Here is a 10,632-nt window from a genome sequence, read left to right on the forward strand (position 1 = left end):
CAGCCGCGACCGGCCGCCCTCACACCCCCGGCGCGGCCGTGCTGCTGCGCACCACCAGGCTCGTCGCCAGCTCCACCCGGGTCGCCACCGGCGACTCCTGCTCGCGGCCGAGGTCCAGCACCAGCCTCGCCGCCGCCTCGGCCATCTCGGTCAGCGGCTGCCGCACGGTCGTCAGCGGCGGCCCCACCCAGCGCGCCACCGGCAGGTCGTCGAAGCCGACCACGCTCAGGTCCTCGGGGATGCGCAGGCCCAGCTCGCGCGCCGCCTCGTACAGACCCAGCGCCTGGAGGTCGTTGCCGGCGAAGACGGCCGTCGGCCGGTCCTCGCGGCGCAGCAGCTCAAGGCCGAGCCGGTAGCCGGCCTCGTGGTGGAAGTCGCCGGTGAGGATCAGGGAGGGGTCCACCGGGAGTTCCGCCGTCTCCAGCGCGGCCCGGTAGCCGTCGACCCGGGCGCGGCTGCACATCATCCGCGACGGCCCGCTGATCGCGCCGATCCGGGTGTGGCCGAGCTCCACCAGGTGCCGGGTGGCGGCGAGCCCGCCCTGCCAGTTGGTGGCGCCGATCGAGGGCACGTCGGCGCCTGGGTCGCCCGCCGGGTCCATCACCACGAACGGGATGGAGCGGCTGGTCAGCAGGGCCCGCTGGGACTCGTCCAGCCCGGACAGCACCAGGATCACGCCGTGCGGGCGGCGGGCGGCGACCTGGTCGGCCCAGGTGCGCCCCGGGGTGAGCCGGCCCGCGCTCTCGGAGAGCACCACGCTCAGGCCCGCGTCCCGGGCGACGTTCTCCACGCCCCGGATGACCTCCATCGCCCAGGCGCTCTCCAGCTCGTGGAAGACCAGGTCGATCAGCGGCGAGCGGGTCGCCTCGGCCCGCCTGCGCCGGTAGCCGTGGGTGCGCAGCAGCTCCTCGACGCGGGTGCGCGTCCCCGGGGCGACATCGGCGCGCCCGTTGAGGACCTTCGAAACAGTCGGAGCCGACACCCCGGCCGCGCGGGCGATCTCGGCGAGCGTGGCGGTCTGTGTTCCTGCGGTCTTCGTCGGCTTCATGGCGGCGATCGTATCTCTGCGCGACCCCTTGACGAACCCCCTCGGCCGCCTTACGTTCCCGGAACATTCGTAATGACAACCGAAACATTCGACCACTCGGCCACGTTCGACAACGACCTTCGTGAGAGGTGCCGTCACATGGAGTCCTACAGCAGGCGCTGGTTCCTCGGCGCCGGCGCCACCACCCTGATATCGGCCGCCGGTCTGACCGCCTGCGGTTCCGGCAGCGGCTCCGGCGGCTCCGGCGGCACGCTCACCGCGTTCGTGTACGGCGACGACGCGGTCAAGGTGCAGGCCAAGGCCGTCAGCCGGTTCAACTCCTCGGCGGCGGCGAAGAAGGCCAAGGGCACGGTCAAGCTGGAGAAGGTGCCCGGCTCCGACTACCCGGCCAAGCTGCGCACCGCGATGGGCTCGCCCCACGCCCCCGACATCTTCTTCAACTGGGGCGGCGGCTCCATCAAGGCGTACCAGGAGGCCGGACAGCTCGTCGACCTCACCGACACCATCAAGTCCGACGCGGTCCTCAAGGACGGCTTCCTGCCCTCCGTGCTCGCCGCCGGCGCGCTCGGCGGCCGCAACTACGGCATCCCGATGCGCGGCATGCAGCCGGTGATGCTCTTCTACAACAAGACGCTGTTCACCGAGCACAAGCTCCAGCCGCCCACCACCTGGGACCAGTTGCTGGACACCAACGCCAAGCTGAAGAAGGCGGGGATCACCCCCTTCGCGCTCGGCGGCGCGGACATCTGGCCGGAGCTGATGTGGCTGGAGTACCTCGTCGACCGCATCGGCGGCCCCCAGGTCTTCGACAGGATCAAGAACGGCGACTCCTCCGGCTGGGGCGACCCGGCCGTCCTCAAGGCCGCCGAGACCGTCAAGCAGCTCATCGACGACGGCGCCTTCGGCAAGGGCTTCAGCTCGGTGGCGTACACCAACGGCGGCGCGCCCGCGGTCTTCGCCAAGGGCAAGGCCGCCATGCACCTGATGGGCTCCTGGGAGTACTCCACGCAGCTCGGCAAGTTCCCGGACTTCGCCAAGAAGGACCTGGGCTGGTGCGCCTTCCCGAAGTACGACGGCGGGGCCGGCGACATCCGCAACGTGGTGGGCAACCCCACCAACTACTGGTCGGTCAACGCCCGCACCTCCAACAAGGACGCGGCGCTGGCCTTCCTGCGCGACTGCGCCTCGGAGAGCTACGCCGGGGACCTGGTCGCCAACGGCGACATCCCGACCACCTCCAACGCGGCCAGGCTCCTGGACGCCTCCCCCAACCCCGGGTTCGCCAAGTTCCAGTACCGGATGGTGCAGCAGGCCCCCGCGTTCACGCTGAGCTGGGACCAGGCGGTGGACCCGGAGTCCTCCACCCCGATGCTCACCGAGATCAACAAGCTGTTCGTGGGGAAGTCGACGCCGGCCCGGTTCGTGGCCGCGCTCAAGGAGCTGAAGTGAGCGTCACCGCCGCCACGAAGACCTGCGGGCCCCGGCGGCCCGCCGGGGCCCGCAGGTTCGGCAGGTCCGGCACCCCCGGCAGACCAAGCAGAGAGGGCACGTCCGGCAGGCCCCGGAAGGGGGTGCGGCCCGGGCGCCCGCACGCCTCCTGGGCCCTGCCCGCCGTCCTGTTCTTCACCTTCTTCGCCGTGGTGCCGATGGCCCTGGCCTTCTGTCTCTCCTTCACCCAGTGGAACGGCCTGGGCGATCCGCAGCCGGCCGGCCTCGCCAACTGGCGCAAGCTGCTGGACGACGACCGCCTCACCCAGTCCCTCACGGTGACCGTCCTGCTCACCGTGGTCAGCTGGGCGTTCCAGACGGTGGTGTCCCTGCTGCTGGGTGTGTGGGCGGCGGGCCGGCAGCGCAACCGCGCGGTCCTCTCGGCGGTCTTCTTCGTGCCGTTCCTGCTCTCCTCGACGGCGATCTCCCTGCTCTTCTACGCGCTGCTCGACCCGAACTTCGGCATCGTCCACCAGGACACCCTCGGTTCGACCTCCGGCGCGTTCCTCGCGATCGTCTTCGTCGGCGGCTGGCAGTTCATCCCCTTCCACACCCTGATCTACCAGGGCGGGGCCCGGCAGATCCCCGAGGTGCTGTACCAGGCCGCGGCCATCGACGGCGCCGGCCGCTGCCGGCAGTTCTTCTCGATCACCCTGCCGCAGCTGCGCAACACCGCCACCACCTCCGGCGTGCTGATGCTCGTCGGCTCGCTGACGTACTTCGAGACCGTGCTGATCCTGACCCAGGGCGGCCCCGGCACGGACACCGCGATCCTGCCGTACCTGATGTACGAGGCGGGCTTCAAGAGCTACGACTTCGGCTACGCGAGCGCCGTCGCGACCTTCCTGGTCGTGGCCGCCACCGCGCTGTCGCTGCTGCTGGTGCGGCTGACCGGCTTCGGCGCCATGCGCAGCACCAGGGAAGGAATGTGACGCAGTGTCGCACGACACCTTGCCCCGCCCGGTGAGGACCGCCGGGCGCCCCGCACCCGCCGGACCCGGGCGGCACCGCCGCCACTGGACCAGGCGCCCCAACCCGCTGGCCGGGATCGGCTCGGCGGTGTGGCTGGCCGTCGTGATCGTCCCGATCTACACGATGATCTCGATCTCGCTGACCAGCCAGGACAAGGCACTGGGCAACAACGCGCTCCAGCCGCCCACCGACCCCACCCTGGAGAACTACAACACCGTCCTGCACAACGGCTTCCCCCACTTCCTCCTCAACACGGTGATCGTGGCGGCGGCGGTCGTGGCGATCGTCCTGGTGCTGTGCGTCCCGCTGTCGTACGTGGCCGTGCGCTCGCGCGGCTTGTGGTCCGGCGCCGCCTTCCGGCTGTTCCTGCTGGGCGTGGCCATCCCCGCGCAGGCGGTCGTCGTCCCGCTCTATCTGATGATCGCCAAGCTGAACCTGTACGACAGCCTCGTCGCCGTCATCCTGCCGACGGCGGCCTTCGCCATGCCCGTGTCCGTGCTGATCCTCACCGGCACCCTCCGGGACATCTCCGAGGAGATGTACGAGGCGATGGCGCTGGACGGCGCCTCGCCGGCCCGGATGCTGTTCCAGCTCGTCATCCCGATGACCAAGGGCGGCATCGGCACCGTCGTCATCTACTCGGCCCTGCAGGCCTGGAACAACTTCCTCTTCCCGCTGATCTTCACCCAGTCCGACGGCCCGCGGGTGCTGACCCTCGGCCTGTTCAACTACGTCAGCCAGTTCGGTGTGAACATCCCCGCCCTGCTCGCCTCGGTCGTCCTCTCCGGCGTCCCGATCCTCGCCGTCTACCTGGTGGCCCGGCGTGCCCTGGTGGGCGGCCTGATGGGCGTGGGCGGCAAGTGACCGCCCCGCGCACGCCCTGCCCCGACGTCTCCGACAGGAGTTCCATGACCCCCGCCCCCTGGCGTGACCCCGCCCTGCCCGCCGCCGCCCGCGTCGACGACCTGGTCTCCCGGATGACCCTCCGCGAGAAGACCGCCCAGCTGTACGGCGTGTGGGTGGGCGCGGCCACGGACGGCGACGGGGTCGCCCCGCACCAGCAGGCGATGAACACCGACCACGACTGGGACGAGCTGATCACGCATGGTCTCGGCCAGCTGACCCGCTCCTTCGGCACCGCGCCCGTGGACCCGGCGCTCGGCGCGCGGGCGCTGGCCCGCGCCCAGCGCGGGATCGCCGGGGCGGGCCGCTTCGGCATCCCGGCCGTCGCCCACGAGGAGTGCCTGGCCGGCTTCACCGCCTGGGGCGCGACCGCCTACCCGGTGCCGCTGGCCTGGGGTGCGGCCTTCGACCCGGAGCTGGTCGAGGAGATGGCCGCCCGCATCGGCCGCGACCTGCGCTCGGTGGGTGTGCACCAGGGCCTGGCGCCCGTGCTCGACGTGGTCCGCGACCTCCGCTGGGGCCGGGTGGAGGAGACCATCGGCGAGGACCCCTACCTGGTGGGCACGATCGGCGCCGCGTATGTGCGGGGCCTGGAGTCGGCGGGCGTCGTCGCCACCCTCAAGCACTTCGCCGGGTACGCCTCCTCGGCGGGCGCCCGCAACCTGGCCCCGGTGCGGGCCGGCACCCGGGAGTTCGCGGACATCACGCTGCCGCCCTTCGAGATGGCGCTGCGCGAGGGCGGCGCGCGCTCGGTGATGGCGGCCTACACGGAGACCGACGGCGTCCCGGCCTCCGCCGACCCGGCCCTGCTGACCGGGCTGCTGCGCGAGGAGTGGGGCTTCACCGGCACGGTGGTCGCCGACTACTTCGCCGTCGACTTCCTGCAGACCCTGCACCGGGTCGCCGCGAACCCGGCGGATGCCGCCCGGCTGGCCCTGGAGGCCGGCATCGACGTCGAGCTGCCGACGGTGCAGTGCTACGGCGACGACCTGGTGGCCGCGGTGGAGGCCGGACGGATCCCGGAGTCGCTGGTGGACCGCGCGGTCCGCCGGGTGCTGCTGCAGAAGTGCGAACTGGGCCTGCTCGACGAGGACTGGAGCCCCGAGGCCGGCGGCGCGGACGGCGCCGCCGGGCCGGTCGACCTGGACTCCCCGGGGAACCGGGCGGTGGCCCGGCGGCTGGCCGAGGAGTCGGTGGTGCTGCTGGCGAACCCGGACGGCGTCCTCCCCCTGGCGCCGGACACCCGGATCGCCGTCGTCGGTCCCCGGGCGGCGGACGCGCTGGCCATGCTCGGCTGCTACTCCTTCCCGTCCCATGTGGGCACCCAGCACCCGGACGTGCCCATGGGCATCGCGATCCCGGCCCTGCTGGACGCCCTGCGCACCGAACTGCCCGACGCCAAGGTGTCGTTCGCCGAGGGTTGCGACGTCGTGGACCCGGACGCGTCCGGCTTCGCGGAGGCGATCGCCCGGGCCTCGGAGGCGGACGTGTGCGTGGCCGTGCTGGGCGACCGCTCGGGGCTGTTCGGCCGCGGCACCTCCGGCGAGGGCTGCGACGTGGCGGACCTCGAACTCCCCGGCGTCCAGGGGGAGCTGCTGGACGCCCTGGTCGCCACGGGCGTGCCGGTGGTCCTGGTGCTGCTCACCGGCCGTCCCTACGCGCTCGGCCGCTGGGCGGACCGGCTCGGCGCGGTGGTGCAGGCGTTCTTCCCCGGCGAGGAGGGCGGCCCGGCGGTGGCCGGCGTGCTCTCCGGCCGGGTGAACCCCTCCGGGCGGCTGCCGGTGAGCGTGCCGCGCGGGCCGGGCGGCCAGCCGTGGACGTACCTCCAGCCGCCGCTGGGCCTGGCGGGCGAGGTGAGCAGCCTGGACCCGACACCGCTGTACGCGTTCGGCCACGGCCGCTCGTACACCACGTTCGCCTGGGACGACTTCGCCGGTACGGCGGCGGGAACGCCCTCGGGCACCGGCACCGCCACCGGCGCGGGCGCGGGGGCCGGGGCCGGTCCGGGCAACGGTGTCACCGAGATCACGACGGACGGCTCGTACGACCTGTCGCTGACCGTGCGCAACACCGGCGACCGCCCCGGCGCGGACGTGGTCCAGCTCTATCTGCACGACCCGGTGGCCTCGGTGACCCGCCCGGACGTCCGTCTGGTGGGCTACCAGCGGGTGGACCTGGCCCCGGGCGAGGCACGGCGGGTGACCTTCCGCTTCCACGCGGACCTGTCGGCGTTCACCGACCGGGCCGGCCGCCGGGTGGTCGAACCGGGCGCCCTGGAACTGCGGCTGGCGGCCTCGGCGGCCGACGTGCGCCACACGGCCCGGCTCGAACTGACCGGCCCGGTACGGGAGACGGGACCGGACCGCGTGCTGCGGTGCGCCACGGAGGTCACCGCGACGGACTGAACGCCCCGCGTTCGCGGCCGGGAGCGCGCCTGGCCCCCGCACCTCGCCGGCCGGCCCGCCCGCGGCGTCGGCGGGGGCGGGGGCGGGGGCGGGGGCGGGGCGGGACGGGGGCGCTCAACGCCGCCTCGCCGAAGCGGACTCAGGTGCGCGCCCCGGCGCACGCGGGGGCCGGAACTCCTGGAGGATCCTGGATGGAGGGCCTGCGCTCCGGCTCCTGCGCCGCGGGCGTGCCGGAGCTTCGGAGCCGCCGCGGCGCGACCCGCGAAACGCCTCCGCCCGCCACCGGGAACCGGTGACGGGCGGAGATCATGGAGCGCCGGGCAGGCCTTGCACCTGCATCTCCCCGCAGGAAGCGGGGCGTCTTTCCTTGGACCACCAACGCATCGCGTCCGTACCGGAGTTCCGGCCGTTCGCGTGTGATGATCGTAGCGCACGGGAGGGCGACCGCGCCAATCGGCGGCGGCCGCCTACCGCTCCCCGACCGACTCGAACCGCCACCGGTGCACCGGCCGGGCCACCAGTTCGCCGTCCGGATCCGGCAGCTCGGGCAGGTCCGCGGCGTCGGGGTCCGCGTCCCACCAGGTGATGACCAGGACCCGGTCCCCGGGCGCGCGGAAGGTCTCCCGGCGCAGCGGAGTGCGGGGCAGGCCCTGTTCCTGCGCCCAGGCGCGCAGTTCGTCGGCGCGGCCCGGCACCGCGCGGGCCTCCCACATCAGCGCGACCGTCATGAGTAGAGGTTCTCCCCGCTCACCTCGTGCGCATGGTCGTGAGAACGCGCGTGCGGGCGGCCGTGCGCGGTGGCGTCGGCTTCCCGCCGGGACTCGCCCGGGACATGGGGGTCGGTCACCGGCAGCGACGAGTCCGCCGACAGGTCCCAGTCCGAGGCCGCGCGGCCGCGTGCCACCATCTCCGCGCCCAGGGCCGCCACCATCGCGCCGTTGTCCGTGCAGAGCTTGGGCCGCGGCACGCGCAGGCGGATACCGGCCGCCTCGCAGCGCTCCTGGGCCAGGGCGCGCAGCCGCGAGTTGGCGGCCACCCCGCCGCCGATCATCAGGTGGTCCACGCCCTCGTCCTTGCAGGCCCGTACGGCCTTGCGGGTGAGGACGTCCACCACGGCCTCCTGGAAGGAGGCGGCCACGTCACGGACGGGCACCTCCTCGCCGGCCGCCCGCCGGGCCTCGATCCAGCGGGCCACCGCGGTCTTCAGGCCGGAGAAGGAGAAGTCGTAGGCCGGGTCGCGGGGGCCGGTCAGGCCGCGCGGGAAGGCGATCGCCGCCGGGTCGCCCTCGCGCGCGTACCGGTCGATGACCGGGCCGCCGGGGAAGCCGAGGTTCAGCACCCGCGCGATCTTGTCGAAGGCCTCGCCCGCCGCGTCGTCGATGGTCGCGCCCATGGGCCGTACGTCGGCGGTGATGTCCGAGGACAGCAGCAGGGAGGAGTGGCCGCCGCTGACCAGCAGCGCCATCGTCGGCTCCGGGAGCGGGCCGTGCTCGAGCTGGTCGACGCAGATGTGCGAGGCGAGGTGGTTGACGCCGTACAGCGGCTTGCCCAGGGCGTAGGCGTACGCCTTGGCCGCGGAGACGCCGACCAGCAGGGCGCCGGCCAGTCCGGGGCCGGCCGTGACGGCGATGCCGTCCAGGTCCCGCGCGGTGACCCCGGCCTCCTTCAGCGCGCGCTCGATGGTGGGGACCATCGCCTCCAGGTGGGCGCGGGAGGCCACCTCCGGCACCACGCCGCCGAACCGCGCGTGCTCGTCGACGCTGGAGGCGACGGCGTCGGCCAGCAGGGTGGTGCCGCGCACGATGCCGACGCCGGTCTCGTCGCAGGAGGTCTCGATGCCGAGGACGAGCGGCTCGTCCCGGGTGTCAGCCATGGGTCTCGGTTCCTTCTACGCCGTCGTCTTCGGTTGCGGGGGGCACGGGGCCCACGGGGGTCACGGGGGTCACGGAGGCGGCGGGGTCGGACAGCCGCATGACCAGGGCGTCCACGTTCCCCGGCTGGTAGTAGCCGCGCCGGAAGCCGATCGGCTCGAAGCCGAAGCGCTCGTAGAGCTTCTGTGCCCGTACGTTGTCCACCCGGCATTCGAGCAGGACCTCGGTGCACTCGAAGTCCGTGGCCGCCCGCAGCAGCTCGGCCAGCAGCCGGGAGCCCAGGCCGCTGCCCCAGTGGTCGCGGGCGACGGCGATGGTCTGGATGTCGCCCTGCTCGCCGGTGGCGGCCAGGCCGGCGTACCCGACGATCCTGCCGTCCTCCTCCGCGACCACGTAGCGCCGGGTGGCGTTCGGGCCGCGGGAGTGCGCGAGCTCGGACCAGAACATCCCCCGGGACCAGGTGTCCTCGGGGAACAGCTCCTTCTCCAGCTCCAGCACCTGGTCGATGTCCCACCAGCGCATCTCGCGCACCACGGGGGTGCCGGGTGCCGTCGTCGTCCGTCCGGTCACGTGTCCCGTCACCTCGGGGTGACCACCTTGTAGTTCTTGGGCACCTGGGCGTCGGGCCGCCGCAGGTACAGCGGCCGGGGCGGCGGCAGCTCCTCGCCCGCGGCGAGCCTCTCGGCGGCCAGGCGGGCCAGGGCGGCGGCCGAGACGTGCTCGGGCTCGTGCGCCTGGGGGAAGGTGTCCGGGTACAGCAGCGCGCCCGCGCCGACCGCGGGCAGGTCGCGGACCTGGTCGGCGATGTCGGCGGGCCGGTCGACGGCCGGGTCGGTGAGGCGGGTGCGGGAGTCGGCGTAGCGCGCCCAGTAGACCTCCTTGCGCCGGGCGTCGGTGGCCACGACGAAGGGGCCGGGCAGGTCGGCGGCGTAGGCGAGGCCGTCGAGGGTGCACACGCCGTGCACGGGGACGCCGAGGGCGAGCCCGAAGGTGTCGGCGGTCATCAGGCCGACGCGCAGCCCGGTGTACGGGCCGGGGCCGATGCCGGCGACGATGCCCGTGACGGCGTCGAGCGAGAGCCCGGCCTCGGCCAGGACCCGGTCGACGGCCGGCAGCAGCAGCTCTCCGTGCCGGCGTGCGTCCACCTGGCTCGACGAGGCGATGACGGCCGAGCCGTCGTGCAGGGCGACGGTCACGGCGGGGGTGGCGGTATCCAGAGCGAGCAAGAGCACGCAAACAGCCTACGGCTCCCGCGCCGCGCGCACGGCCGCCCGGGTCGGGCGCGCTGCGGCTGCTACCGTCCCGGACCAGGGACCGGGTTCCGCTACCGTCCGACTACAGCGAGTGATCCAGAGGTGGACGACCGTGGCAAGGAGCAGCTCCGGATTCGTGGCCGTCCTCACCGCCGCCGCCGTCGCCGGGGTCGGCTTCCTCGCCTACCGGGCCCAGGCGACCGTTCCCCCCGGCCTGGGCGGCAGGCCCGGCGCCACGGCGACCGCGGCGGCGAGCGCGACCAAGGCGCCGCGCGACAAGCGGAACCCGACCGCGCTGCCCGGCGGTTCGGGCACCGGCGAGCGGGTGGTGTACTCGGTGGACGACGACCGGGTGTGGCTGGTCGGGCCCGGCGGCCGGGTGGAGAACACCTTCAAGGTCCGCCCCGGCACCGTCGACCCGCCCCCGGGCACCTACGCGGTCACCTCGCGCTCGAAGGCGATCACCGGGACCGACGGCGTTCCGGTCGAGCACGTCGTGCTGTTCACCAGCGTCGACGGGGTCGTCATCGGCTTCAGCGCGGCGGTGGACGACGCCACGCCGGTCACCGGCATGGGCGGGGCCGTGAAGACCGGCGGCATCCGGGAGTCGCGGGAGGACGGCGCGGCGATGTGGATGTTCGCGACGATCGGGCAGAAGGTCGTCGTCATCCGATAGGGCTACGAGGGCTACG

The 10,632-nt window shown here is 73.6% G+C and carries 10 protein-coding genes; 5 read left to right on the top strand and 5 right to left on the bottom strand.

Annotation, left to right across the window (positions count from 1 at the left end; all coding sequences use genetic code 11):
• Nucleotides 1-19: 19 nt before the first annotated feature.
• On the bottom strand, nucleotides 20-1,048 hold the full coding sequence (locus ACI2LW_RS02580) for a LacI family DNA-binding transcriptional regulator (protein WP_404729270.1): 1,029 nt from the start codon (nucleotides 1,046-1,048) through the stop codon (nucleotides 20-22).
• A 138-nt stretch (nucleotides 1,049-1,186) separates the two neighbouring features.
• Between ACI2LW_RS02580 and ACI2LW_RS02585 the strand changes: the two genes are divergently transcribed.
• The 4 genes from ACI2LW_RS02585 to ACI2LW_RS02600 all read left to right on the top strand — a co-directional run bounded on the left by ACI2LW_RS02585 (nucleotide 1,187) and on the right by ACI2LW_RS02600 (nucleotide 6,816).
• Entirely contained in the window at nucleotides 1,187-2,497 is a 1,311-nt protein-coding gene (locus ACI2LW_RS02585; RefSeq protein ID WP_404729510.1) for an ABC transporter substrate-binding protein, read from the top strand.
• A gap of 155 nt (nucleotides 2,498-2,652) precedes the next feature.
• Nucleotides 2,653-3,468, top strand: coding sequence for a carbohydrate ABC transporter permease (locus tag ACI2LW_RS02590; protein WP_404729511.1), 816 nt, complete (start codon nucleotides 2,653-2,655; stop codon nucleotides 3,466-3,468).
• Nucleotides 3,469-3,472: 4 nt separating this feature from the next.
• Nucleotides 3,473-4,372, top strand: a complete 900-nt coding sequence (locus tag ACI2LW_RS02595; RefSeq protein WP_404729271.1) for a carbohydrate ABC transporter permease — start codon at nucleotides 3,473-3,475, stop codon at nucleotides 4,370-4,372.
• Between the two features lie 44 nt (nucleotides 4,373-4,416).
• Nucleotides 4,417-6,816 carry a glycoside hydrolase family 3 N-terminal domain-containing protein gene (locus tag ACI2LW_RS02600; RefSeq protein WP_404729272.1) on the top strand — a complete coding sequence of 800 codons (2,400 nt, stop codon included), beginning with the start codon at nucleotides 4,417-4,419 and terminating at the stop codon, nucleotides 6,814-6,816.
• 467 nt (nucleotides 6,817-7,283) lie between these two features.
• Here ACI2LW_RS02600 and ACI2LW_RS02605 read toward each other — a convergent pair whose 3' ends face one another.
• Genes ACI2LW_RS02605 through tsaB form a run of 4 tightly spaced genes read right to left on the bottom strand, consistent with a single transcriptional unit; the run spans nucleotide 7,284 to nucleotide 9,919 of the window.
• Nucleotides 7,284-7,544 carry a hypothetical protein gene (locus ACI2LW_RS02605; RefSeq protein ID WP_404729273.1) on the bottom strand — a complete coding sequence of 87 codons (261 nt, stop codon included), beginning with the start codon at nucleotides 7,542-7,544 and terminating at the stop codon, nucleotides 7,284-7,286.
• Nucleotides 7,541-8,689 (bottom strand): tRNA (adenosine(37)-N6)-threonylcarbamoyltransferase complex transferase subunit TsaD, encoded by a 1,149-nt coding sequence (tsaD, locus tag ACI2LW_RS02610; protein ID WP_404729274.1) that lies wholly within the window; start codon nucleotides 8,687-8,689, stop codon nucleotides 7,541-7,543. The genes ACI2LW_RS02605 and tsaD overlap by 4 nt, the downstream gene beginning before the upstream one ends.
• Entirely contained in the window at nucleotides 8,682-9,209 is a 528-nt protein-coding gene (gene rimI / locus ACI2LW_RS02615) for a ribosomal protein S18-alanine N-acetyltransferase (protein WP_404729512.1), read from the bottom strand. The genes tsaD and rimI overlap by 8 nt, the downstream gene beginning before the upstream one ends.
• Nucleotides 9,210-9,265: 56 nt before the next feature.
• Complete coding sequence (tsaB, locus tag ACI2LW_RS02620; protein ID WP_404729275.1) at nucleotides 9,266-9,919, bottom strand: tRNA (adenosine(37)-N6)-threonylcarbamoyltransferase complex dimerization subunit type 1 TsaB; 654 nt, start codon at nucleotides 9,917-9,919, stop codon at nucleotides 9,266-9,268.
• Between the two features lie 133 nt (nucleotides 9,920-10,052).
• On the opposite strand from tsaB, the gene ACI2LW_RS02625 reads away from it, so the two are divergent.
• Complete coding sequence (locus ACI2LW_RS02625) at nucleotides 10,053-10,616, top strand: hypothetical protein (RefSeq protein WP_404729276.1); 564 nt, start codon at nucleotides 10,053-10,055, stop codon at nucleotides 10,614-10,616.
• Nucleotides 10,617-10,632 lie beyond the last annotated feature (16 nt).

It is taken from the genome of Streptomyces sp. NPDC004065 (assembly GCF_044903565.1).
Lineage (GTDB): Bacteria > Actinomycetota > Actinomycetes > Streptomycetales > Streptomycetaceae > Streptomyces.

Bases quoted from the DNA above. Each gene is read 5' to 3' on its own strand.
- ACI2LW_RS02580 (WP_404729270.1), bottom strand. From the start codon at position 1,048: ATGAAGCCGACGAAGACCGCAGGAACACAGACCGCCACGCTCGCCGAG.
- ACI2LW_RS02605 (WP_404729273.1), bottom strand. From the start codon at position 7,544: ATGACGGTCGCGCTGATGTGGGAGGCCCGCGCGGTGCCGGGCCGCGCC.
- rimI (WP_404729512.1), bottom strand. From the start codon at position 9,209: ATGCGCTGGTGGGACATCGACCAGGTGCTGGAGCTGGAGAAGGAGCTG.
- ACI2LW_RS02600 (WP_404729272.1), top strand. From the start codon at position 4,417: ATGACCCCCGCCCCCTGGCGTGACCCCGCCCTGCCCGCCGCCGCCCGC.
- ACI2LW_RS02585 (WP_404729510.1), top strand. From the start codon at position 1,187: ATGGAGTCCTACAGCAGGCGCTGGTTCCTCGGCGCCGGCGCCACCACC.
- tsaD (WP_404729274.1), bottom strand. From the start codon at position 8,689: ATGGCTGACACCCGGGACGAGCCGCTCGTCCTCGGCATCGAGACCTCC.